The following is a 24,737-nucleotide window of genomic DNA, read 5'->3' as shown; positions in this document are numbered from 1 at the left end:
ACCTTGCCCCCACTTACAGCCGACTCAGGCAGTCCAGCGCCACGGTTTTAAAACTGCTGAAGTCAGTGCTGTCGCGCAGGCGCGTCATCGCCCGCTCACGCATAAACGTGACGAAAAGGTCATAAATTGCCATGGCTTCTTCATACTCGCTTTTACTGATTGCCAGCAGAAAAATCACGTAAGCCGTATCGTCGCCCCACGGAATACCCTGTGGAGCCAGCACGGTGTAGACGACCGTTTCCCGGGCCATGAGCCCCAGCGAGTGCGGTAGCGCAATGCCCTCGCCCAGCATGGTACTGACAATGGCTTCGCGTTCCTCCACGGATGCAAAGAAAGCCTCATCCACCACCCCTTCATTCTCAAGCTGATCGCATAATAACCGGAACAGATCCGACTGGCTCATGGGCGCATCAACAATCCGAAAATGCCGGGCATCAAAAAATTTCTCCAACATATAGGGGCGGGTACGATCCACCAGCACCAGCTTACCAATCTGCTCCAGCTGGAATTCGGTCGGGAACGGCGCCACCACCACCACCGGTTTTTCTTTTTCGCTGACCCGCGCGGTAGAGATGACAAAGTCTTCTTCAATACGTTGACGTGCTTCGTATTCGCGCTGAGACAGGCACTGGGTTACCTGCAACTGGGGATAGTTTCGCAGCAGCATCGCTTCAATCATGCGCAGCGTGGAATTCCCGCTGTCGCACACCAGCAGCACCTGAGGGCGACGTTGATAGCCCACGTTGTAATGGCGCTCCAGCCCGACGCCAATATGCAGCACCAGGAAGCCAATTTCATTCTCACTGATGACGTAAGGCGAATATTTGCCCCAACTGGAAACCGCCGCCAGCGTTACGTCATAGGCCATCGGATAGTGCTGCTTGATATTACTTAACAGGGGATTGGGAATATGGATCTGATAACGCACCCGCGTGATCATGGTTTTAATATGGGTGAGCAGATCGGCACGCAACTGAGGATCGTTCTGCAGATCGTAATAGTAGTGTGTGTTAATAAAGCTGAGCAGATAGTCGACCAGCGCATCCGCGTCATCCGCATTGATCGTGCTGGGTGCGCTGTCCTGAATGCGCCGGGCAGCGATATTAACCTGTAGCCAGCTCTCCTCCGCCGGCGAAACGGGCTTGCCGATAAGCGGCAGTAGCGAGTGAATCAGGGTTTGTGCCGCGTCGCGTATCGCATCGTCCATCTGTTCCGTGTCCGCGGGATCGTTAACCGGATAACCTTCGCTGATGCGCCGGACCGCCACCGCACAGTAAAACTGTAAATAGCGTTCACCTTCGTCACTGAGACGGATATGGTGCTGGGCAAAACAGCGTTGCAGGCACGGTTCCAGACTTTCCAGCAGGCCACCTTCCAGGGATTCCGGCGTGATCAGCGGGCTGTCTGGCTGCGACTGATCGATCTCGATCAACAGATCGGTTAAGCAGGTGCGGATCGCCACCTCGCTGCCAAACAGTTTCATGCCGTGGTGCGGTTTGCTTTCAATGCTGAGTTGGTAGCGTCCGAGCCATTCACGTACGTCGGCCATGTCATTCTGCAAGGTCGCGCGGCTGACAAACCATTCTTCTGCCAGCGCTTCCAGTTTCAGCGAATAGGCGGCGGTCAGGAAGCGCACCAGCAGATAGCGGATCCGCTCCTGAGAGGTACGCGGCACCCGGAGAGGGGCACGCGTTTGCTGCTGGAGAATAGTAAAACGCTGCGCGTCGGCAATTTTAAGCTGATAGCCGGCCCCGCGATTCAACACAAACTGCGCGCCGTGCTGTTCCAGTAAGGCATTCAGGGCGGTGATATCCGTGCGTACGGTACGCGTTGACACGGCAAAGCGCCGGGCCAGCTCGTCCTGAGGCAAGGTTTCGTTTTTCAAAGCGTCAAACAGTTGCGCAAGGCGCTGATTAGGAAATCTCACGTCGGTTTACCTGACTGAATGAAGAAAAGAGCAACATTAACAGAGTGCAGGAAACGCGGCTGTACGTCCAGGAAAGGGCGCGCCGGCCACAGTTTTCTGCGCCAGCGCACAACCTACGTCAGGCCAGCAAGGACTTGCTCATTGCCAGAAGCTGTTTGACGTCATCCACGCGGGTTTCACCGCTGGCCTGATCAATGATCGAACTGTAAATATGCGGGATCACCTTGCTGACGCCCGCATCCAGCGCAATTTTTACGATCTCGCTAAAATTTGCCAGATCGATCCCGCCTGTCGGCTCCAGCCAAAAATCCTGCTGTGCACAGGCCTCCGCCACGGCGCGGTATTCTTCCACCCTGTCCAGACCGCCCATGGGGAAATATTTTACCGAGCTGCCGCCCATATCGATCAGCATGGCGATGGCGGTGTCGATGGGCACGATGCCGTCGTTGCGCTGTGAGCTGAGCGGACCGGTCGAAATTTTTACTTTTCCTGGCGTCCCCGTCGGCGAGAGCAAGCCGTTCACCACCGTTTGCGACTGGCCAAGCAGCGCTCTGCTGGTGCCAACGCCGGTAAAGACCTGATTAACATGCTGAGGCTGTAGCTCAGCGGCCAGCTCGCTGACCATGCGTGACTGCCGGGGATCGCCCGCGCCCAGGCCAATCGAGAGCGCATTATTGATCAGCGCAGCATAGTCGCGCATATCCGCGATTGCGGCGTCATGACTGGCGTAATTCTTCGATAGCACACCGACCAGAACGTGCCCTTCTGCCGCCTGCCAGATAGCGCGCGCATTTTCTTTTGAGCCGGCCAGCACGTTGAGGCACAGCCGGTCTTGATAAAAATCAGGGGTAAGCGTCATTAGTGTTCTCCGGTTATCAGCGCCTGAATACGGGTAAAAATGATATGCAGCTGCTCAGCGCTGACGCTACGCACGTCGGCTTCGATAATGCCTTCATTCGCTTTGTAGCCACGGAAGTAAATGGCGATATCACCGTTTTTCAATGCCTGAACCAGATCGCCGGTTTGACGCGCAATTTTGGCTTCATCAAAGTGTATTTCGGCGCGTGCAATATCGCGTCCGGCCGCATCCCAGACGACGCGCGCAGTTACGCCGTCCAGCCCATTGAGGTTGTTAATAAAGGGCGTCATTTTTTCTACCATCTGTGCGCCGGTCACTTTCGGCTGAGTCAGATAGGACTCAATGGCCTGCGTCAGCCCCAGAATCCCCTCTTTGCCCACTTTCATGGTGCGGCCAATGCCGTTGCTCTGGCGCTTTACCCACTCAACAAGCTGGTGCTTACCGATAACCAGGCCGCTGGTTGGGCCTTCAATCGCTTTGGCGCCGCTGTAGATCACCAGATCGGCACCGGCCTGGTAGTAACACTGCAAGTCCTCTTCGGCGGCGGCATCCACAATCAGTGGCACACCATGCTTACGTGCGACTTCTGCGGCCTGTGCAACGCTCAGGTGGCTCTTTTGTACGCAGTGATGTGACTTCACGTAGAGAATGGCGGCCGTCTGATCGGTCACCGCGGCGGAAAGCTGCTGAGCCGAGCATTCATTACTGTAACCCGCTTCAACCGTCCGGCCCCCACCCAGCGCGATCATGCTGCCCACCGGCGCACCGTAGTTCACGTTATGCCCTTTTGGCACCACGATGTCGCGCGGCACGGTCAGCGGTGCACTGTGTAAATTATCCAGCAGCCAGTCATCATCTTTCACAATGACGGCGGCCACGCTCTGGGCTATCCCTGCCGAGGCGCAGGAGACCACCAGCGCATTTTCCACTTTCAGCAGGTTAGCAATATACGCGCCGGTTTTATCGACCAGATCCTTTACTTCAAAGTAGTGCGCCAGACCGTACTTAACCGTATCGATCACCTCATCCGATGGCGTTGAAACGCCCAGTATGGTCATACGACCGGAGGCGTTGATGACCTGCTTCAGGCCATATTTTTCATACAGAGAAGACATGGTATTTTTTTCCTTGTTCAGTAATCCAGCACTCGCCGGCGACAATGGCGGCAAGGGGGATCAGGTGACGATCGCCCTGTTCCGCCAGCCCTTCCGCATCTACAAAGGACACCGGCTCTTGCGCGACGGTAAACAGCGTAAAGTCGGCATCGTAGCCGGGCTCAATACGGCCTTTGTGGCGTAAACACAGGCCGCTGGCTGCCTGGTGAGTCACACAGGCGATAATCTGTGGCAGGGTCATGCCGACATTGAAAAACTTCGACATCACATGGGCCAGGGTATAAACCGGTCCATTGAGGCGGTTACGGCAGTAAATATCCGAACTGATGGTGTCAGGCAAAATGCCCTGTGCGATGGCCGCACGCGCGACCTCGAAACTAAAGCTGGCGCTGCCGTGGCCGACATCAAGCCGTACGTCGCGTGCCAGCGCATGTTTGACGGCGGCACGCAGTTCGCCGTCGGGTGTCAGGATGCGATTGGGTTTGCCGTTATAGCAGTGAGTGATGATGTCACCCGAGGTCAGCAGTTCCGCGATCTCATCAAGGTTGGGTGGGTTGTTACCGATATGCACCATCAGCGGCAGATGGCCGTTTTCCTGCTGAATAGCTTTCGCGAGGACCAGCGGCTTAATGCCGTTTTCGCCCACTACGCTGCTGCTCATACGGGCTTTAAGCCCCACAATAAAGTCGGGGTGACGTTTTACCGCGTCGGCAATGGCCTGGCGATCAATCTGCGTCATGTCCGCCAGTTCATTTTGGGTAATGATGCCAGTGCGTGCGATATTCAGCAGCGCGTAAACCTGCGTGCTCACCGCTCGGGTGCGCTGCCAGAAATCGTCAATGTCATTCGCGCCAGTACTGCCTGCATCCACCACGCAGGTGACGCCGCTTTCCACGCCAACCCGATCGGGATGATCGTGGTAGACGGGGGATTTTTCATAGCAGTGCACATGCGAATCAATCCAGCCCGCACTGAGATAACAGCCTTCTGCCAGCGTTTTCTCGACGGTTGCGTGGCCGCTGATTTCACCTGTGGCGGCAATCTTGCCGTCACGTATCGCAATATCGATCAGGGTTTCATCGGGCAAACGCGCACGCCGCAGAATCAGATCGTACACAGGAACCTCCTTAACTGCCCCGATCGGCCTGAACCGATCGGGAGATAACAGGGTCAGATCGCCACAGGAAAGATCGCGCCCAGGATCATGGCACCCAGGATCGCACCGCCCGTGATCGGTTTATTCCACAGATAGAACACCAGCGCGCCCAGCAAGGATCCGAGGCCGATAGGAATTGAGGCACCCATCGCGGCCAGAATGATCAAGGGTCCCAGGAAACGGCCTGATGCATTGCCCGCCCCCATCATGACGTCCGCACCGTACGTGCTGTTGCTCTGATTGATGGTGAACTTACGCGCCAGGATAATGACGTAACCGATTGCCACACCGAGAATCAGGCCGGTGACCAGCGAAGCCGCAAAGTTGGCGACGGGGAAAACAAAACCCGCCCCGAGCAGCAACGCCGGCACGCCCAGACCGACACCGGTCTGTATCGCACCACCGATGTCCAGAATCCCGACCAGCGATCCTTCAATGATGCGGGCGAACAGGAAGCTGGCTCCGAACGCAGCCACCGCCCCATAGACGCCGGTATCGATTCCGGCCCGGAGCATGGACACGAAAGCAACTTCGTTAAACGCTCCAATGCCGTACAGGTAGTACATATGGGTCCCGGCAAACACGCCGGAGGAGAGCAAACCGACAAAAATCGGGAATGACCAGTCGGCATACCAGAAACCTTTGTTTGATTCTTCCATTGCAGACGCTCCGTTATTTGCCGCTCAGGCTGTTATGAATACTGTCGAGCCAGCCAGGAATGCCGAGCTGGAAGGATTGCAGCATCTTCATATCGAAACCGCGGAAGAAGGCGCTGAGGACAAACAGGGCAACGATGGCGGTCATCATGACTTTGGTCACTTTGTGCCAGCCGCTCTCTTCAACCCCTTTACCAATCAAAATACCCAGCACCAGGCCCGGTACCGCATTGCCCATAATCAGCTGCGCCAGACCGCCAAAAATGGTGGCCCAGAAGCCCGATTTCTTACCGGCATCGATTGCGGCCAGCCAGAAGATGACGGGCATGACCGTGTTCACCAGCAGATTCGCCGCAGGGACCAGTACTTTGACCGCCGTAACCTGCAGGGCCGCCGGAACGGCAGAGGCCGTCGAATTCAAAAACGCGACCACCACCATGCCGATGATGCCGCAGGCGATAGCCATCTTTTTTGGATCGTGCAGCGTTTGCGCGACGTTGCGGTTTTTGACCATGATGGCCGCCGCGCCCCAGTTGGGAATGATGCGGTGATCCACATCCTGGGTGAATGCACCCGCCGCAACGGAGGAAGCCCAGGCATTGAAAAAGAAACCCAACCCAAAAGAGAAGTGAGAAGCGGGATCGCCTTCACAGGAGTTGAGTTCACCCAGTGTGCGAAACGCGCCCATACCTTGTGTCGTCGGCGCGTGGAACATGCGGGCAGCGCCAGCACCCACACCGACGCCCACAAGGCCGCCGATGATTAACGACTTGAGCAAAATGATGAGAAACATCCTCTTTCCTTATTTATGTTGTTTGAGGCTGACTTACACGCGGGTGAACGCCACTTTATCGCCGTCCAGACAGGTCACGTTGATGGTGACCTCCAGATCGACACTGAAGTGCCTGCGCTCGCGTGCCAGGAAAAAGAAAAGAAATTTTTCGGTTCTGACGCGCTCCTGCGCGCGCACCACCTTTACGTCCTGGGGTTCGATGCGCAGCAAAATCTTGTTGGCGTTGCGCAGGACTTCGTGCTGCACCCGGCTGAGCGCATCAGAGAACGCTTTCGCTTTGGTATCGCCTTTGCCGCTTACGGCTACCGAGGTTGTAAAGGTCTCTTTCATTCCTTATCCACCGTGTTTTTTGTGCCAGGCCTGAACCAGACGTTCACCCAGCTCTTCTTTATCCATAAACCCGAAGCCCAGCACGGTGGCGCCTTCGTTGATGGCTGTCACTCCTTCATCCACTGAGCGCATGCCGTGTTTGGCTTTGTAGCCATACTTGTTTTGTGCCGTAATCGCCCCCGCACCGCCGCTGCCACAAAAAGAAATGCCAAAATCGGCATTCTCAGCCTTCATCACATCGCCCAACTTCATGTCAGCTGCCACGCCGGGCACGACAACAGCACGCCCGCCCGCTTTCTCAACGCCGGCCGCCACTTTCTGTCCTTTACCTAATCGATCGCCTATTACTACGGTTACCATATGTCTGTACCTCTCATGATGGTGAAAATCAGTCGTTCTTAGCCACTTCAAAGTGGACGGAGAGCAGCCAGGCTTCTTCCGGCGGTAAATTGCCAAACAGATCCACGACCTGCTGCGCCAGTGCCATTGACGCTGGCGAGATCTCATCGAACAGATCCGCCTCCACCTCCGGCAGCCCTTCACCGGTTACCGATCGCAATGCCATTGCGCGGACATGCGAAGCCAGCATTTGCAGCTGTACCGCATTCGGCTTAATGGACCGCTCGGCAAACAGCGCGCCGATCTGGGTCATTACGCGATCCGCCAGGGCCTGAATCGTTTGCTGCTCGTCTTGTGACGCGTTCATCGCTACCGCTCCATTACACGTGCTCATCGTCTGCATCCCGTTACGCATTCAGCGTGATCACAAACTAAACAGAGTCCGCGCGGCTGTGGAGAACGACTTTTTCCGTTTCGAAGTGGAAATCCTGCACCTGAGCGTGATCGGTGCCGCAAAGTGGGGAGTGAACAGGGGGAGAATGGAGAGTCGGGTTATGTAAAACAACAGGTTAGGCTGTCTTACCTGTACGCAGTGATGCGCCTGTGAACACATAATGCGCGATGGCCGGTACTGTACCGCTGTCACAAAACCGACAAACAGTTACCTGCCATCACGTCTTAACAGAGAAACTTATGGCTTTTCCGCACCCGTCACCTGAACGCAGGCCTCGTTGCGCGTTGGGATAGCAGCAGGGGCAAGAGCGTGCCGTTTACGCTGGTTAATGGCCGCGACAATGCGCGCGAAACGCGCTTCATTGAGCCTGTATCCCCATCCCATAATCAGTGCCGCCGCGATGGCCAGCGTACAGGGCCAGATAAAGATCAACTGCCGCAGCCCCGCCAGCGTGGCATCCGATTGAAGGGCATTCGGCACATAGCCGATTTGTGTCAGCATCAGGCCCGGCAAAAACCCCGCCATGGCGGCAGAGATTTTACGGAAGAAAGTGTAGCCGGTATAGCAGGCGCCCTCTGCGCGGATACCGGTTTTCCATTCACCGTACTCGACGGTATCCGGCACCAGCGCCCAGTTAAGGCTGTTCACAAACGCTGTGCCGAAGAACGCCATACAGGAGAACAGGACGAACATTAGCGATGTGCTGCCCCAGAGAAAATTGCACAGATCGCCGACAGCCCAGAATACTAAACCACCGAGATACACCTGCTTTTTACCCCAACGTTTCACCGCAGCGGGCACCAGCAGCACACCGGCCAGAATACAGCCCATGCTGAAGAAACCCATCCAGGAGAGCAGACTGACATCGTTCAGCACGTACTGGGTGTAATAAACCTGAATCGCCAGCTTGATGTTGAATGCCGCCAGGGTACACAGGTTCGCCAGGCACAGCGTCCGCAAGGGCGGATTGTGAAAGATGGCGCGAAAGGCGGTTGCAACGCCAGGTTTGTGATGGGCGGGCGTGACCTCGACATAGCGTTCTTTCACGCCGCTGTAGCAAAGCCCCATGCACAGCAATCCGCCAGTGACAAAGACGGCAGCCGCCACCTGATAACCCAGCGCACTTTTGCCCACAAACAGCGACTGGATGGGCATAAAGCCTACGGTACAAACCAGCAATCCTAACGTGGCCCCGCCCTGCCGCCAGGCGGCAAGATGAGCGCGCTCGGTGGGATTCCTGGTGATGGCAGGCACCATTGCCCCGTAGGAACAGTTCATCAGACTGTAAAACAGGCCAAACAGCATAAACAGCGCGGTGGCGACAGCCGTTTTACATGTCAGGCTGAGGTCATGCGCCACAAACTGCGCCGCCGCCACCAGCGCGACCGGCAGCGAAAAATACAGGATAAACGGCCTGAATTTTCCTTTTGTGCCAATTGTCCGCCGTGAATCCAGCACGATGCCCGTAAACATATCGGTAAGGGCCGTAAAGAATTTGGCGACGAGGAAAATCATGCCGCCATACCAGGCCGGCATCCCCAGTTCATCGGTGTAAAACTTAAGTAAGTAAAGCGTCCCGATAGCCAGCATCAGGTTGGAGCCGAAATCACCGATGCCGTAAGCAAACTTCTCACGCAGAGGCAGTTTCAGCGTTAAGGGATCAGAACCTGTGTTCATAACGGATCCTTATCACAGAGCCAAATCAGTGCTGACGCTTACGGGCGTCAATCTCGTCAATGATGCGGACATACATCTTTTCATTGAGGTTGTAGAAACACCCCATGGCCACAATCGTGACCACGGCTAACGCACCGGGATAAATAAACATCAGTTGCTTCAGGCCCTCGACCGTACCGGCGCGCTGGACAACGTTAGGCACGTAGCCAATCTGGGTCAGCATCCAGCCGGGGAAAAAGCCCGCCAGTGCCTGTGAGACCTTACGGAAAAAGGTGAAACCGGTATAAACCGTGCCTTCAGAACGCACGCCCGTCCGCCATTCCCCGTATTCGACCGTATCAGAGACCAAAGCCCAGTTAAGACTGTTCACAAAGGCAGATCCAAAAAAAGCCAGACAGGAAAACACGATGAAACTGACGGAACCGCCCCCATAGCAATAGTTGAGCAGATCGCCCACGACCCAAATCAGCAAACCGCCGATATACACTTTTTTCTTACCAAAGCGCCTGACGGCGCCGGGCATCATAAAGACACCGATAAAAATGCAGCCCATGCTAAAGAAGCCCATCCATGACAGCAGGATGGGATCGTTCAGAACGTACTGGGTGTAATAGACCTGAATCGCCAGCTTGACGTTGAACGCCCCCAGTGTGCAGAGGTTGGCAATACAGAGAATAAACAGCGGACGGTTACCCGCGATAGCGCGGAAGGAGGCTAACAGGCCCGGGTTTTGCGTGGGGTGGGCAGACGGCTGTTCGACATAGCGCTCCTTTACACCGGCATAGCACCACCACATAAAGAGCAAACCAAATGCCGAGAAAAGTGTGGCTGCAACGATATAGCGGAACTGCGCGCTGCCTTCTGCCAGGTTCATCACCGGCACAAAACCCACAGTACAAATCAGTAACCCCAGCGTTGCACCGCCCTGCCGCCAGGCGGCCAGGGAGGCGCGCTCATCAGGATTTTTGGTGATGGCGGGCACCATCGCCCCATACGAACAGTTCATCATGCTGAAGAACAGGCCATACAACATAAACAACACCGTGGCGACGACCGCTTTACAGGTGATTTCAAACGGCGTACCGATAAAGTTGGCGACAGCCAAAAGCGTGACCGGAAACGCGGCGTACAAGACAAACGGCCGGAACTTCCCTTTCGGGCCAATCCTGCGCCGCGAATCCAGCATGATGCCCGTGCCCATATCGGTAAACGCCGTGAAGAATTTGGCGACCAGAAAGATAATTCCGCCGTACGTTCCCGGCAGCTCCAGCACATCGGTATAGAACTTCAGTAAGTAAAGCGTCCCGATATCTAACAGGATGTTAGAACCCAGATCGCCCATGCCATAGGCCACTTTTTCCCGGAACGGCAACCGCAGCGTCGCAGGCTCGCCGGCAGAAGATACAGTTTGCTGATTCATGATGGTTCTCCGGTTTACCCGCCCGCCTGGCGGGTAACCTTGCTCAGGATGAAGGGGAAGCGTTTTGCTGCTGTGTTTCCGCTTGCTGCTGTGTTTCCGCGCGTATCGCCGCAACTTTTTTGCCCAATACCCACTGCATAATCGCCAGCAGGCCAAACACCGGCACCAGTACCGACCATGCCGGAATCGCCAGCGCCCCCTTGACCAGCATGGCGCCGGATGCGATCAGCAGCAGGAGTACCATCAGCCGGAAAGTGCTGACAGAGATGCGTTGGTGAACATACTGGCCCACCAGCGAGCCCAGGATCATGGTGGGCATGCAGAACAGCACCAGCTTGACGGTTGACAGCGTTAAGATGCCGCTGGTCGTCAGGCCGCCAATAATGGCGATGTTACTGGCGGTAAAAAACGCATTGAGCGTGCCACGAAACGCCGCCGGAGCCAGATTTCTCAACATGCCATAAATCACTACCGGCGGGCCGTTGGTCGCAAAAGCCGACCCCAGAGCGCCGGCGATGATGCCCGTCGGCACCACTAGCCAGTTTTTGTCACAGACGGGCAGACGAGGAACAAACAGGCTGTAAAACGCGTACAGGATCAGGAAAGTTCCCAGCCCGGTTTTCATGATGTTGTCCGGGAAACTGGCGAGCGCATAAATCCCCAGGGGAATGCCGGCAAAGGAGAACAGGATAAGCACCAGCGCAGATCGCCAGTGGGTTTCGTTACGTGACAACCAGGTGGCATATAACGCAGTGGCTGTCCCGACAATGACCGACATAGGTGCCGCCATTTTGACCGGCAGCAACAAGGTGATCAGCGGCATCGTCACCAGTGCGCCACCAAAGCCTGCGCAGATACCGATGAAGGTATACAGGAACATGATGGCGATGATGATGCAGACAACCTCAATACTCAGCTCAAGCCCGTCGGGAGTAAAAAGCGTGAAGAAATCCATACCCTTTCTCCTTTATCGCGTCGAACCGGCACTGTCGATCAGCCGTAATGAGGCAAATAACGCCTGCCATTCACTTTCAGCCCGGTAAAAGACGGGCGGCTGACCAAGCGGTGCGTCCACCGTGATCTCGCCACCGCTGGCCGCTTCACCGGTCCAGAGGTTTATCCAGCGATCCTCCGGCAGATAGAGCGTCCAGTCGTGGCGGCCCTCTTCATACACTGGCGCGACCAGCAAATCACGACCAAACAGGTACTGGTATTTCAGCGAATAAGTGCGGGCATCCGCTTCATAGTGCAGGAAAAGCGGCCGCATAACAGGCAGACCACTGCGGGCATTCTGCGCCACCGCCTGCCTGATGTAAGGCTTTAAGGAAGTAAAGATCGTCGACATACGGGCAAAATGCGCCATGGTTTCGTCATCGCTGTCAAACTGCCAGTTATCGCCGGGACGGTTACCTTCATGGGTGCGCATCATGGGCGTAAAGGTGTTGAAATCACACCAACGCAGCAGCAGTTCTTTGCTCCGTTTCATGCCGTAGAGCGTGGTATAGCCACCAATGTCACTGTGATGCAAACCGTGCCCACTCATTGCCAGCGACAAGGCGGCAGGCACTACCGACGCGAGGCCATCGTCCAGACTCCAGTCAACGTTTTGATCCCCGGCCCACATCATCACGGCGTATTTCTGACTGCCGGTATAACCCGCGCGCATAAAATAGAGCGTTTCGCCGAGCTTGCCGGTTTCTGCCAGCGCGTCGTAGTTACATTTTGCCCACAGCGCAGGCCAGGCATTATGCATAATCTCGGCGTGGACACCGTTATGCAGAACCGTATCGGTTGGGAGATATTCGCCAAAATCCGCCATCCAGCCGCCACAGCCCAGGCCGATCAGATTTTGTTTGATAACCTCTTTGAACCAGTTATAAGCATCAGGATGAGTCAGATCGACAACGCCCGCATAGAACTCACCAAATTCAACATGGTAGTCCTGACCGGAAGCCGTTTTGGTGAGATAGCCGTGCCGGGCGGCCTCGTCGCACAGAGGGCGATCGCTGGCGACATAAGGATTGATATAAGAGAGAAACTGGACGCCTTCGGCTTTCCATTGCTGAATGCGTGTATCCAGTTGCGGATAGAGTTCGCTGTCCCACTGCCAGTTCCACATGACACGTTTGCCAAACGACGTCATGCGAATACCGGACCAGTCCTGAGCCCAGATACCGTTAACCTTCACACCCGCCTGACGCATCTTGTCTAACTTCTGCTGACACACGTCGGTGCCGCCCTGAATGCCCAGAATCACGCCATCGTAAACCCAGTCAGGCAATTCAGGCTGGCGGCCCAGCAAGACGCTCAGTTTTTCCAGCAGCGCAATATAGCTGTCGGCGCATTCAAAGCGTAACGTCGCGCGGTTTTCCCAGAACGCCAGTTCGTGATAATCGGGTGCGCTGAAGTCAAAATTCATGTAGCCGCTGTTGTCCACATGGCAGTAATACTTCTGGCTGCTGACGAAGGTGGGCTGAGGGAAAAACGTCCAGTAATAATCGCCGCCGGCATTCTCCGCACAGTCCGCCTGCCAGGTAACATAACTGTTTTTATTCCGTCCGACGCCCTGCTCACTGGTCCAGAGCGGGAACGGTTTCCCGCGCAGGTCAAAACAGGAAAACTGTTCGCCGCAGCCGTAGATGTGATCCGCCTGCTGCGCTGCCAGCCGTAGCCAGATGCGGTTATGACTGTCGGCGTCATTATTTAGCGTGAGCAGTAAACGCCCGCCGGCATCCAGCCCAACCGTCAGCGTGGCGCTGATGACGTTGCCGCGCGAGAAACGAATGTGCCAACAGTCGGCCTGCGACGTCATGGTGGCCTCAGTCAGGGCCAGCTTTTCATTCAGCCGATCTTTGATACTGAAGTTGCCACGAAACATTTTAATGTCGGCCCGACCGTGCCCCATCCACAGACAGGGCGCTTCCGGGCTGTGGCTCAGAATAACGCGGCCGTGATAAACCAGTGAAAAGCCGTTATCAGTGGCAGTGAGTTTTACCCCTGCCGTTTCAAGATGTTGTAAGTGCATACTGGCCTCTTAGTTGTAGGGTAAGGCGGTAAGGTGATCTTTATCCGGGGCGATCGCAGCCAAGGGTGAAGGCCAGCCGATGCGTCGCCTGCGGTGCGAGCCAGACCAGATCAACGCCGGAGTTAAACGCATCAGGCGGGCAACTCATGGGCTCGGTTGCCAGCCCGGTGCGGCCCAGTTTTTCGCCGGTGTAAATTTGCAGCCAGGGCTGATCGCTACGTAAGTAAACAGAAAGGGACGGCTTCCGGCTGGTCAGGCGCACTTCCCACTGCTGGCCGTCCGTGCCTGTGCGAAGGCTGTCATCAATTTGCGTTGCGCCGAGCAGACGTGGGGAAAGGAAATCGCCTTGCGCTATCGCGGCAGGCAACGTGAGCAGGCACTCGTCCAGCGGCATTCTGTTGCAGGTCAGATACGGGTGCGCACCTGCGCCATAAGGAGCAGGTTCACGTCCTGTATTTTGACTGTCGAGCGTCACCAGCAGGCCCTGCATGGCATCCAGCCGGTACGTCACCGTTGAAACCAGGGCAAACGGATACCCGTAGCTGGGCGGTAAAAAGATTGTCAGCCTCGCTGTGCTGTCGGTATGTTCCGTAATCTGCCAGTCACGCCACGCCAGCAAACCGTGAATGGCGGTTCCCCCTTCGTGATCATTGATCGGTAAATGAAGCCATTTACCGTTATGGTACCAGGTGCCCTTCGCGACGCGATTGGGCCAGGGAATCAGGACTTTCCCCATGTGCGCCAGCGGCAGGGTTTCAGGGGGATGGGGGAGCACCAGATGCTGACCTGCGTATGTCAGTTCAGCCAGACCCGCGCCCACGGTGACAAGGGTGGCCTGATAGTCTCCGGCACGCAGTACAAGGGTTTTTCCGCTGCTGTGCATAGCTGGTACTCCCGTCTGTTTTGGAATTATTTTGCGTTACAGTCCAGTAATCCGGCGGCGACAGCGGGAGCCAGGCCCGGTGCCAGCGGAAGGCGTGGGATGACCAGGCAATGCAGCAGGTGGTAGATATCCTGTTTGCCGTCCCAGACTTTGGTCGTCACCTTGTTTTCGCAATCCAGTTCCTGCCACCAGGAACCGTTTTCGAAGTCCATCAGGTAGGTCATGCAGTAGTCCCACCACTTCTGATACCAGGCTTCGTATTGCGCCTCACCGGTGACGGTATACAGCGCATAGGCGGTTCCCATCGCTTCGACGATAGGCCAGCGTACCCGCTCGCGCACCACGGGCTTGCCGTCCCAGTCCACGGTATAAACGAAACCGTCTGCACCATCGGGCGCCCAGGCATCACGCAGGGTGGCGTGAAATAACCCTTTGGCATCTTCCACTAACCAGGCCGGTGGGGTTTCAAAGCGCGCTTCAAGCGCGGCGTGCAGATGCAGCATCAGTCGCCCCCACTCAATCCAGTGGCCGGGCGTGCCACCATAAGCACGGAAGCGGTGGGCAGGGTTGTCTTTGTTGTAATCGCGCAGTGGCATCCAGTGCGTGTCAAAGTGTTCATTCACGCGGTAATTATTTTGACGCGCGACATCATGGATGATTACGGACGTGACGCGCAGCGCGCGATCCAGCCATTTCTTATCGTGCGTGACGTCATACACGATCAGGAACGCTTCAACGGCGTGCATATTGGCGTTCCCTCCCCGGTAGTCTTCGGTCTTGCTGAATGCCTCGTCCCAGGATTCCAGGCACATCTGCTCGTCTTCACTCCAGAAGTAACGTTCAATGACCTTGATCGCCTCATCCAGCAATGGACGTGCCGCCGGATGACCGGTGGTAACGGCGCTGGCGGCGCCCAGCAATACAAAAAAATGCTGGTAGCCCTGCTTGGAGGCATCGAGAACGCCTTCGTCGTTGACGCAGGCGTACCAGCCGCCATATTTTTTATCGCGAAGGGCACCGTTTAATGCATTGATACCATGTTCAACCAGTTGATAAGCCCCGGGCCGCCCCATCGAGGCCGCCACCGCATAGACGTGCAACATGCGGGCGGTGATCCACAGGTGCGTTCCCTTATCGGGTTTGACCTGACCGTTATTACCCAGCCAGCCAAATCCGGTTGGCACCGCCGCATGCTTGCCAAAACTGAAAATCCGATCGGTTTCCTGTTCGAGCCAGCGATTGTGGCTTAAGGTGTTAAACCATTTCATCTGCTTCTCCCTATTAACGTTTCGCCATCATTTCATCTACGATCTTGCCCAGCCGTTGCAGTCTGGGAACAGAGATATCCCGCAGCATCAGGTCGGTATCGGGCAAACCAATAACCGAAGACCAGACTGCGCGGCCCGCCAGGAATCCGGAGGCACCCGCCTGCATGGCGACTCTGACGGCTCGTGGGAATAATTTTTCGTCGATGCCAGAGGAGAGGATGACCCACGGCATCATGATCAAATCGTTAAGTTTCTGCGCGGCCGTCAGCAGGTCGGCTTGTGAACCTTTGCCGTACAGCGGCATTTCCACCTTATAAAGATCCGCTCCGCTGTTACCCAGTTCCTTCGCTGCAGCGAGGATCGCCTGCTCGCGATCGAAGCGATCGCCCCGGCGCGGCGGTCTGACAACGGGTTCGATAATGCTGAGCAGACCATGGCGGTGACAGCGCGCAGTGAAGGTATTCACCATATTGAGCCGCTGCTGTGCGTCTTCATCGCTGCGCCACAGCACCAGCAGCTTGAGCGCCTTTGCCCCGTCACGCTTGACGGCCTGAGGATCGACGCGGTGATCAATCTCCACACTGTCAACCGGCATGCCGTTGCCCGGTATAAACGCATCCGCCGCGACAATGATGCCGCAACCGGGCGACACAGCCCGCTGCTCCACAATCTGCTGAAAGCAAAATTGCTGATCCACCAGGATGGCGGAGGCATAAGGCGATAACACGCTGGCGGCATTCACTTTGAATTCGGTCAGAACCCGATCGCTGACCGGCTGTGGCGCACCCGCGGCGGCAAACATCAGCCGCATCGCTTCACGCTGATCCACAGCCAGCATGGCGAAACCACCTGATGGCCGGGCGATGTCTTTAAGGGTGTAATGAGTCATGTGCTTTCCTCTGATTAAGCGTCACAAGGGGTTGTCGAAGGTGAGAGGCCTGCGCTGGCGCGCACGTGTTCGAGAAGGGCGGTCCAGTCCTGACGTCCGCGTCCGGCGGCGCGCGCCTGGCTGTAAACCTCACGTGAGGCGGCCCCGAGCGGCATGGGCACATGCAGCTGGTTAGCCACATCCAGCGCGATGCCCAGGTCTTTATGAGCCAGATCGATCATAAAGGCCGGTGACAGGTCGCCTTTCAGCACCTTATTTGGCCAGGTCGTGGTGAAGTGCCCCTTCCCTGCTGGCGTGCCGTTCATGACCTGTAGCGCAACGTCCAGCGGCAGCCCCAGCCCTTCACACAGCACCGCCGCCTCTGCAGAGAGCGCATTCAGGGCGATACTCATGTAGTTATTAATCAGCTTGACGCGAATCCCCATGCCCGGTCCGCCAGCCACCACCACCTCATTTCCCATGGCCAACAGCAGCGGTTTTGCCCGCTCAATCTGTTGCAGTGTTCCGCCTGCCAGCAGCAACAGCGTGCCGGCGATAGCATGATCGGATGTGCGCCCAACCGGCACGTCCATCATGCTGAAGCCGCTCGCCCGCATCTCGTTAATCATCTGGTCGGTCTGTAGCGGATGGATCGTCGACATATCGATCACCAGTGCCGAAGGCGACAGCGTGGTACAGACGCCCTGATCACCTGACAGGACAGCGCGCACCAAATCGCCATTGGGCAGCATGGTGATAACGAATTCAGCCCCTTCGGCGGCCTCGGCTGGAGAACGGGCAGCCTGTGCGCCTTTTTCCACTAACCTGGCAACCGCCTCGGGATTGACGTCAAACACCCTGAGCTGATGGCCCTGCTTAAGCAGATTGCTCGCCATCGGCGCCCCCATTTGCCCCAGTCCAATAAACGCTACTTCCGCCATACCGCTCTCCCAAACCCGATGAATGTCACATTTTGTCCGATATATGATTTTTACTGTCTTTTTCGGATCATATTTGTAATTTATGGTCAAAAAATTGACAGGTGTCACTTTTAAAACATTTGATGAAATTAAAATGACAGCACGAGAAATGTCTGAGGAAGAGTGATGACGCGCATAGCTTGTGTAGGGATCACCGTACTGGATCGCATCTGGTACCTGGAAACGTTACCGCATCAGGGCGGAAAATATGTCGCCAGCAACTATCGGGAAGTCGGCGGTGGCCCGGCGGCCACGGCAGCCGTCGCGGCTGCAAAGTTGGGTGCGCAGGTGGATTTTATTGGCCGGGTCGGGGACGATGACACCGGGAAAAGGCTGCTGTCCGAGTTAAACAGTTACGGCGTAAATACACGTTATACAAAGATTTTTAACGCTGCCCGCTCCTCGCAATCTGCCATTCTTGTGGATGCTGAAGGCGAACGTATCATCGCCAACTATCCCAGCCCGGATTTACCCGACGAGGCCGACTGGCTAGCGGAAATCGATTTTTCTCAGTGGGATGCCGTGCTGGCGGATGTCCGCTGGCATCAGGGCGCAAAATGCGCCTTTACGCTGGCACGCAGGTCCGGCGTTCCCACCATTCTGGATGGCGATGTGACGCCACAAAACATTGCTGAACTGGTAACGCTGAGCGACCACGCGGCGTTTTCCGCACCCGGTTTGCAGCGTCTGACCGGTATGGAAAGTGACGCCAGTGCGCTGAAAAAAGCACAAATGCTCACAAAAGGCCATGTCTATGTGACACAAGGCGTTCAGGGTTGCCTCTGGCTTGATGCGGGCAGATTACAGCATCAGCCAGCTTTTCATGTCAGGGTGGTCGACACGACCGGTGCCGGCGATGTGTTTCATGGCGCACTGGCATTCAGGCTGGCCCAAAAGCCCGCCGTGGCGGAAGCGGTGCGCTTTGCCAGCGCTGTCGCGGCCTTAAAATGTACGCGCCCGGGCGGCCGGGCCGGTATTCCCGATTATGAGCAAACCTGTTCTTTTATGTCAGTTAATGGTTAAACTGACAGCCAAAGTGGTCTTCAGAGAGCAGCTCATGATCCTTACGGACGTAACCGGTAATCCTCGCCACGATCGTTTACTCAGCCTGATCGCCGAACGTGGCTACATGAATATTGATGAACTTGCGGTGCTACTGGATGTGTCGACGCAAACGGTACGCCGCGACATTCGCAAACTCAGCGAACAGGGATTGATTACCCGTCATCATGGCGGCGCAGGCCGCGCATCCAGCGTGGTCAATACCGCCTTTGAACAGCGCGAAGTCTCACAAACCGATGAAAAACGATCTATCGCTGACGCCATCGCTGACTACATTCCTGATGGTTCCACGGTGTTTATTACGATTGGCACTACCGTGGAGCATGTGGCCCGCGCCCTGATGAACCATAAGCATCTGCGGGTTATCACCAACAGCCTGCGGGTGGCACATATTCTGTATAAATGCCCCCAGTTTGAAGTCATGGTGCCCGGCGGCACGTTGCGCCCACACAATGGTGGCATTATTGGTCCGGTGACCACGGCCTTTGTGGCCAGTTTCCGGGCGGATTATCTCGTCACCAGCATGGGCGCCATTGAGAGTGACGGTGCGCTGCTGGAATTTGACGTCAATGAGGCCAACGTTGCACAAACGATGATGGCGCACTCGCGTCATATATTGCTCGCCGCCGATCATACTAAATTCCAGGCCTCGGCCGCGGTGGAGATGGGCAGCGTGGCGCAGGCGACAGCCCTGTTCACTGATAAACTGCCGGGTACGGCGCTGCAAAACCTGCTAAAAACCCATCAGGTTGAAGTGATCCTGGCTAAGCCGGGTGGCGATGAGGGGGCGGAATAATTAACCCCGGCAGTGCCGGGGTTAGCGTGTGTTTAGCGGAACTTCTTGTGGTTTTCGTTACGGATAGCAGCCAGTTTTTGCGCTTCTGCTTTGGCTTCATCCAGCTTGCCCTGTTTAGCCAGTGCATCGGCTTTATCAATCTGGGCAATCAAATCATCCATGCCTTTGTGAAAGTCTTTCATTTCCGGGCTGTCCGGTGCTTTGCCTTCCAGTTTGTCCGGAGTGCCTTTTTTGGCATCTTCGGCTTTGGCGCGCAAATCACCTAACATTTTGTGCAGCTGATCGGCGCTTTTCGCCCCATCCAGCGACTTGTAAATACCCGCCATCTCTTTCATATCGTGCTCAAGAGAAGCCGCACCGGCGGTGACATTAACAGATAACAAGGCAACAGCTAACAACGACATAAACGCTTTACGCATGCTCAGCTTCCTTTTTATTGTGAAAACGCTGCTTATAAAAAAGCGGAGGGTCGATGCCCTCCGCTTGCTATCGCCTACACAACTTAAAAGAGATTTTACTGTCCGGCAATATACATTTCGGGTAACAGAACAGAACCACACTGAATATTGCTGCGGGTTTCAATGTCATCGCCTACGGTAACAATGTTCCGCCACATATCGCCTAAGTTACCTGCAATCGTAATTTCACTTACCGGATACTGAATCTCGCCATTCTCCACCCAGAAACCGGCTGCGCCACGCGAATAATCGCCCGTGATGGCGCTGACGCCCTGTCCCATCAGTTCGGTCACGACCAGCCCGGTGCCCATCTGCTTCAGCATGTCGTTGAAGCTGTGCCCCTGACCGGCGATGCGCCAGTTATGAATGCCGCCCGCGTGACCGGTGCTGGTCAGGCCCAGCTTGCGCGCAGAATAGCTGGTCATCAGCCAGGTTTGCAGCACGCCATCTTTAATGATGTCGCGGGCCTGTGTACGTACGCCTTCGCTGTCAAACGGCGTGGAGGCCAGGCCTTTTAACAGATGCGGCTGCTCCTGAATGGTCAGCCATTCAGGCAGAATCTGTTTGCCCATCGCATCCAGTAAGAATGTGGATTTACGATAGACGCTGCTGCCGCTGATGGCGCCGACCAGATGGCCGAACAGGCCGGTCGCGACTTCCGGCGCAAAAATGACCTGCGCTTTCATGGTATCGAGCTTACGCGGTGCCAAGCGCGACAGCGTCCGGCGAGCGCACTCAGCCCCAACCCAGTCCGCGCTCTTTAAGTCCTCAATGGCGCGGCCAATGGTGTACGCATAATCACGCTCCATATTGCCGTCCTGCTCAGCAATGACGCAGCTGGACAGCGAATGACGGCTGGAACAGTAGCTTTGCAGCATGCCGTGGCTGTTACCAAAGACTTTGATACCGACATGGCTGTTAAAACTACCGCCTTCAGTATTGGTGATGCGTTTGTCTGCCTGCAGTGCCGCCTGCTCTGCCTGTGCCGCCAGCTGGATAGCATAATCGGCATCGATCTCCCACGGATGGTAGAGATCCAGATCCGGTGCGTCATAAGCCAGCAGTTCGGCATCCGCCGGGCCGGCAAAGGGATCCGGCGAGGTATAGCGTGCGATATCAATCGCCGCCTGCACGGTTCGTTTAATGGCATCCGGGCTGAGATCGGTCGATGACGCACTGCCTTTACGATTTTGGTGGTAAACAGTGATGCCCAGTGCGCCATCACTGTTGAATTCGACGTTTTCCACTTCGCCGTAACGGGTACTGACACCAATACCGGTGGTCTTGCTCACCGCGACTTCCGCGCCATCCGTACTTGCTTTTGCCAGTTCAAGCGCCTGTGCAATTGCCTGTTCCAGTGCTTTTCGCTGTTCTGCAACTTGAGTTGATACGTTCATCGACCTGCCGTCTAATCTTATGGTTGAATAATTTGAGTCTATCAGAGTCAGAGAACAATTTCGCAGTCACCCGATAAACTGGTAGGATTAGCCTCTTTTTTTTGGAGCCAGATATGACTAAGCAGCCTGAAGAGTGGCTCGATGATGTGCCCGATAATCACGAAGAAGAAGATGAAGAGATTATTTGGGTTAGTAAGAGCGAAATCAAACGCGATGCTGAAGAGCTGAAACGCCTGGGGGCCGAACTGGTCGACCTGGGGAAAAACTCGCTGGATAAAATTCCGCTGGATGAGCGTTTGCGTACCGAGATTGAACTGGCGCAGCGTATTAAGAAAGAAGGCCGCCGCCGTCAGTTACAGTTAATTGGTAAGCTGCTGCGCAGCATCGACGTTGAACCGATTCGTACCGCACTGGATAAGCTTAAAAACCGCCATAACCAGCAGGTTGCGCTGTTTCACAAGCTGGAAATGCTGCGCGATCGCCTGATTGAAGAAGGCGATGAGGCGATGACCGACGTGCTTGCCCTTTATCCTCAGGCCGATCGTCAGCAACTGCGTAGCATGATTCGTAATGCACAGAAGGAAAAAGCGGGTAACAAACCGCCAAAATCTGCCCGTCAGATTTTTCAGTACCTGCGCGAATTAGCAGAAGCCGTCTGACCCTGGCGGTGATGTGCGGCTGAGCAATGCCCAGCCGCAGGGTTTTCTCTCCCCTCGTTCGGGGAGAAAAGGATCGGCTACCGGTTAACGAGCCAGACGATCCAGCAGCTTCTGATGAATCCCACCAAAGCCCCCGTTGCTCATTACCAGGATGGAATCGCCCGGCTGCGCCGTTTTGGCGATCGTTTCTACCAGCGCATCAATATCCGCGCTGCAGTGCGCAGGCTGCATGCAGGCTTCTGCGACATCCGCGACCTGCCAGGGAATATGGCTCGGCTGGAACAGAAACACTTCGTCGGCACGCGCCAGTGACGGGGCAAGTTCATTTTTATTCACGCCCATTTTCATGGTGTTTGAACGCGGTTCGAGCACGGCCAGGATACGCGCCGTCCCGCCCACTTTGCTGCGCAGCGCGCTCAGCGTGGCAAGAATCGCGGTCGGATGATGGGCAAAATCATCATAGATCTTGATGCCGTTGACCTCGCCGCGCAGTTCCAGACGACGACGGGCATTGATAAAGCTGTCCAGTGCCTGGCTGGCATCCTCGGGTTTCACGCCAACATGACGGGCTGCCGCAATGGCCATTAAACCATTGTGCATGTTGTGTTCGCCGACCAGTGCCCAGTTCACTTCACCCACTTTGTTGCCGTCCAGCCAGACTTCCCAGTGTGAGGCGTCAGGCGTCAGTTTTTTCGCCTGCCAGTGACCGCCGTCGCCGACATGTTCCTGCTCGCTCCAGCAGCCCATCGCCATTACCTGCTTCAGGTTATGATCGTGCTCCGGCAGCAGGATCTTGCCCTGGCCCGGCACGATGCGCACCAGGTGATGGAACTGTTTCTGGATCGCCCGCAGATCGTCAAAAATATCCGCATGATCGAATTCCAGGTTATTCAGAATCAGCGTACGTGGGCAGTAATGAACGAATTTAGAGCGCTTATCGAAAAACGCGCAGTCATATTCGTCAGCCTCAATCACAAAGAATGGGCTTTTTCCTAATTTTGCTGAAACATCGAAGTTGCCGGGTACACCGCCGATAATAAAGCCCGGTTCCAGACCACACGCCTCCAGAATCCACGCTGCCATGCCTGCCGTCGTGGTTTTACCGTGCGTGCCGGCCACGGCCAGCACCCACCGGTCACGCAGCACGAAATCATGCAGCCATTGGGGACCTGAAAGGTAGGGAATGTTGCGTTCCAGAACCGCTTCCACACAGGGATTACCGCGCGTCATGGCATTGCCGATGATGACCAGGTCTGGTTGAGGATCAAGCTGACTGGCGTCATAACCCTCTGTTAATTCAATACCTTGCTGCTCAAGCAGGGTGCTCATCGGCGGATAAACATTGGCATCTGAGCCTGTCACCTGATGGCCAAGGGAGCGTGCCAGCATCGCCAGCCCGCCCATAAACGTGCCACATATCCCGAGGATGTGAATGCGCATAAAAACGTCCATAACTCAAAAGTTCGGCGCACAGTGTAACCTCGGTTGCGAGCGGAAGAAACGGATTAGGACTATGGTTTTTGAAGTTCAATCGGCTAAACTGCGTACGCATCCGTCGGCAGTGAAGTATGCCGCTGCCACTCCATCGATGATTCAGGGAATGTGTTATGAAAACGTTGGGCGAATTTATCGTCGAGAAGCAACACGACTTTCCGCACGCTACAGGTGAACTGACGGCGCTTATCTCAGCGATTAAGCTGGGTGCCAAAATTATCCACCGCGATATTAACAAAGCCGGTTTAGTGGATATCCTGGGGGCCAGCGGCGTCGAAAATGTTCAGGGTGAACAGCAGATGAAACTGGATCTGTTCGCCAACGAAAAACTCAAAGCCGCACTGAAAGCGCGCGGTATCGTTGCCGGTATCGCTTCTGAAGAAGAGGACGAATTTGTCATCTTTGAGGGCGAGGAAAACGGCAAGTACGTGGTCTTGATGGATCCGCTGGATGGATCATCAAACATCGACGTTAACGTCTCTGTCGGCACCATTTTCTCAATCTATCGTCGCGTCAGTGAACCCGGTACACCGGTCGTCGAAGCGGACTTCATGCAGCCGGGCAACAAACAGGTCGCGGCCGGTTATGTGGTTTACGGTTCGTCTACCATGATGGTTTACACCACCGGTTGTGGTGTGCACGCGTTTACCTACGATCCGTCACTGGGCGTGTTCTGCCTCAGTCACGAACGGATGACGTATCCGGAAGTGGGCTACACCTATTCCATTAACGAAGGTAACTACATTCGTTTCCCGCAGGGCGTGAAAAAATACCTGAAATTCTGTCAGGAAGAGGATGTGGCAACGCACCGTCCTTACACCTCACGCTACATCGGTTCACTGGTGGCGGATTTCCATCGTAACCTGCTGAAAGGCGGTATCTACCTTTACCCCAGCACGGCCAGCCATCCGAAGGGTAAACTGCGCCTGCTGTATGAGTGCAACCCCATGGCCTTCCTGGCCGAGCAGGCGGGCGGTAAAGCCAGCGACGGGCAAAACCGTATTCTGGATATTCCCCCGGTAACGCTGCATCAGCGCTGCCCGTTCTACTGTGGCAACACCGCCATGGTGGATGACGTAGAGCGCTTCCTGGCAGAGTTCCCGGAGTGTCGTCAGGGCTAA

At 55.8% G+C, this 24,737-nt stretch carries 24 protein-coding genes; 4 read left to right on the top strand and 20 right to left on the bottom strand.

The features are described from left to right. Positions 1 to 13 precede the first annotated feature (13 nt). The 17 genes from C1N58_RS20165 to yihU form a co-directional block, all read right to left on the bottom strand. A complete protein-coding gene (locus tag C1N58_RS20165; RefSeq protein ID WP_039341856.1) occupies positions 14 to 1,927 on the bottom strand; it encodes a BglG family transcription antiterminator in 1,914 nt (637 codons plus the stop codon). Between the two features lie 118 nt (positions 1,928 to 2,045). Further along, on the bottom strand, positions 2,046 to 2,786 hold the full coding sequence (locus C1N58_RS20160; RefSeq protein ID WP_054633036.1) for a 2-dehydro-3-deoxy-phosphogluconate aldolase: 741 nt from the start codon (positions 2,784 to 2,786) through the stop codon (positions 2,046 to 2,048). Next, complete coding sequence (locus C1N58_RS20155; RefSeq protein WP_033740001.1) at positions 2,786 to 3,901, bottom strand: DgaE family pyridoxal phosphate-dependent ammonia lyase; 1,116 nt, start codon at positions 3,899 to 3,901, stop codon at positions 2,786 to 2,788. The genes C1N58_RS20160 and C1N58_RS20155 overlap by 1 nt, the downstream gene beginning before the upstream one ends. Continuing rightward, on the bottom strand, positions 3,885 to 5,018 hold the full coding sequence (locus tag C1N58_RS20150; RefSeq protein WP_054633035.1) for an amidohydrolase/deacetylase family metallohydrolase: 1,134 nt from the start codon (positions 5,016 to 5,018) through the stop codon (positions 3,885 to 3,887). Before C1N58_RS20150 ends, C1N58_RS20155 begins: the two co-directional genes overlap by 17 nt. Positions 5,019 to 5,071: 53 nt before the next feature. After that, a complete protein-coding gene (locus C1N58_RS20145; RefSeq protein ID WP_054633034.1) occupies positions 5,072 to 5,716 on the bottom strand; it encodes a DUF4310 family protein in 645 nt (214 codons plus the stop codon). Positions 5,717 to 5,729: 13 nt separating this feature from the next. After that, positions 5,730 to 6,506, bottom strand: coding sequence for a DUF4311 domain-containing protein (locus C1N58_RS20140; protein ID WP_006118328.1), 777 nt, complete (start codon positions 6,504 to 6,506; stop codon positions 5,730 to 5,732). 33 nt (positions 6,507 to 6,539) lie between these two features. After that, positions 6,540 to 6,836: a DUF4312 family protein gene (locus C1N58_RS20135; RefSeq protein ID WP_033740005.1), complete on the bottom strand. Its 297-nt coding sequence runs from the start codon at positions 6,834 to 6,836 to the stop codon at positions 6,540 to 6,542. Positions 6,837 to 6,839: 3 nt separating this feature from the next. Next, complete coding sequence (locus tag C1N58_RS20130) at positions 6,840 to 7,196, bottom strand: SFCGS family glycine-rich protein (protein ID WP_006118330.1); 357 nt, start codon at positions 7,194 to 7,196, stop codon at positions 6,840 to 6,842. 28 nt (positions 7,197 to 7,224) lie between these two features. After that, on the bottom strand, positions 7,225 to 7,569 hold the full coding sequence (locus C1N58_RS20125) for a glycine dehydrogenase (RefSeq protein ID WP_044241509.1): 345 nt from the start codon (positions 7,567 to 7,569) through the stop codon (positions 7,225 to 7,227). 297 nt (positions 7,570 to 7,866) lie between these two features. Continuing rightward, positions 7,867 to 9,306: an MFS transporter gene (locus tag C1N58_RS20120; RefSeq protein WP_039341841.1), complete on the bottom strand. Its 1,440-nt coding sequence runs from the start codon at positions 9,304 to 9,306 to the stop codon at positions 7,867 to 7,869. A 25-nt stretch (positions 9,307 to 9,331) separates the two neighbouring features. Beyond that, positions 9,332 to 10,726 (bottom strand): MFS transporter, encoded by a 1,395-nt coding sequence (locus tag C1N58_RS20115; protein ID WP_394564442.1) that lies wholly within the window; start codon positions 10,724 to 10,726, stop codon positions 9,332 to 9,334. Positions 10,727 to 10,769: 43 nt separating this feature from the next. Then, positions 10,770 to 11,681 carry a sulfite exporter TauE/SafE family protein gene (locus C1N58_RS20110; RefSeq protein ID WP_162285857.1) on the bottom strand — a complete coding sequence of 304 codons (912 nt, stop codon included), beginning with the start codon at positions 11,679 to 11,681 and terminating at the stop codon, positions 10,770 to 10,772. Between the two features lie 12 nt (positions 11,682 to 11,693). Further along, on the bottom strand, positions 11,694 to 13,751 hold the full coding sequence (locus tag C1N58_RS20105; RefSeq protein ID WP_394564441.1) for an alpha-glucosidase: 2,058 nt from the start codon (positions 13,749 to 13,751) through the stop codon (positions 11,694 to 11,696). Positions 13,752 to 13,791: 40 nt separating this feature from the next. Next, entirely contained in the window at positions 13,792 to 14,634 is an 843-nt protein-coding gene (locus tag C1N58_RS20100; protein WP_006118336.1) for an aldose-1-epimerase, read from the bottom strand. 26 nt (positions 14,635 to 14,660) lie between these two features. After that, positions 14,661 to 15,902 carry a sulfoquinovose isomerase gene (yihS, locus tag C1N58_RS20095; protein WP_394564440.1) on the bottom strand — a complete coding sequence of 414 codons (1,242 nt, stop codon included), beginning with the start codon at positions 15,900 to 15,902 and terminating at the stop codon, positions 14,661 to 14,663. Positions 15,903 to 15,915: 13 nt separating this feature from the next. Further along, entirely contained in the window at positions 15,916 to 16,791 is an 876-nt protein-coding gene (locus C1N58_RS20090) for an aldolase (RefSeq protein WP_394564439.1), read from the bottom strand. Between the two features lie 14 nt (positions 16,792 to 16,805). Continuing rightward, a complete protein-coding gene (yihU, locus tag C1N58_RS20085; RefSeq protein WP_164482614.1) occupies positions 16,806 to 17,711 on the bottom strand; it encodes a sulfolactaldehyde 3-reductase in 906 nt (301 codons plus the stop codon). Positions 17,712 to 17,876: 165 nt separating this feature from the next. Here yihU and C1N58_RS20080 point away from each other — a divergent pair, with 165 nt between their 5' ends. Further along, positions 17,877 to 18,773, top strand: a complete 897-nt coding sequence (locus C1N58_RS20080) for a sugar kinase (RefSeq protein ID WP_006118340.1) — start codon at positions 17,877 to 17,879, stop codon at positions 18,771 to 18,773. 34 nt (positions 18,774 to 18,807) lie between these two features. Beyond that, positions 18,808 to 19,608, top strand: a complete 801-nt coding sequence (locus tag C1N58_RS20075) for a DeoR/GlpR family DNA-binding transcription regulator (RefSeq protein WP_133745666.1) — start codon at positions 18,808 to 18,810, stop codon at positions 19,606 to 19,608. A 32-nt stretch (positions 19,609 to 19,640) separates the two neighbouring features. On the opposite strand, the gene cybC is transcribed toward C1N58_RS20075, so the two are convergent. Both cybC and pmbA read right to left on the bottom strand, forming a co-directional pair. Continuing rightward, on the bottom strand, positions 19,641 to 20,027 hold the full coding sequence (gene cybC / locus C1N58_RS20070) for a cytochrome b562 (protein ID WP_006118342.1): 387 nt from the start codon (positions 20,025 to 20,027) through the stop codon (positions 19,641 to 19,643). A 95-nt stretch (positions 20,028 to 20,122) separates the two neighbouring features. Then, complete coding sequence (gene pmbA / locus C1N58_RS20065) at positions 20,123 to 21,463, bottom strand: metalloprotease PmbA (protein WP_394564438.1); 1,341 nt, start codon at positions 21,461 to 21,463, stop codon at positions 20,123 to 20,125. Between the two features lie 113 nt (positions 21,464 to 21,576). On the opposite strand from pmbA, the gene yjgA reads away from it, so the two are divergent. Further along, positions 21,577 to 22,122, top strand: a complete 546-nt coding sequence (gene yjgA, locus C1N58_RS20060; protein ID WP_033740015.1) for a ribosome biogenesis factor YjgA — start codon at positions 21,577 to 21,579, stop codon at positions 22,120 to 22,122. An 84-nt stretch (positions 22,123 to 22,206) separates the two neighbouring features. Here yjgA and mpl read toward each other — a convergent pair whose 3' ends face one another. Then, positions 22,207 to 23,562, bottom strand: a complete 1,356-nt coding sequence (mpl, locus tag C1N58_RS20055) for a UDP-N-acetylmuramate:L-alanyl-gamma-D-glutamyl-meso-diaminopimelate ligase (protein WP_033740016.1) — start codon at positions 23,560 to 23,562, stop codon at positions 22,207 to 22,209. A gap of 167 nt (positions 23,563 to 23,729) precedes the next feature. Here mpl and fbp point away from each other — a divergent pair, with 167 nt between their 5' ends. Next, positions 23,730 to 24,737 carry a class 1 fructose-bisphosphatase gene (gene fbp, locus C1N58_RS20050; RefSeq protein WP_006118345.1) on the top strand — a complete coding sequence of 336 codons (1,008 nt, stop codon included), beginning with the start codon at positions 23,730 to 23,732 and terminating at the stop codon, positions 24,735 to 24,737.

The sequence above is a fragment of the Pantoea sp. SGAir0180 genome (assembly GCF_043546245.1).
Note: the sequence above shows the minus strand (reverse complement) of the source record. Positions and strands in the feature narration are given on the sequence as shown.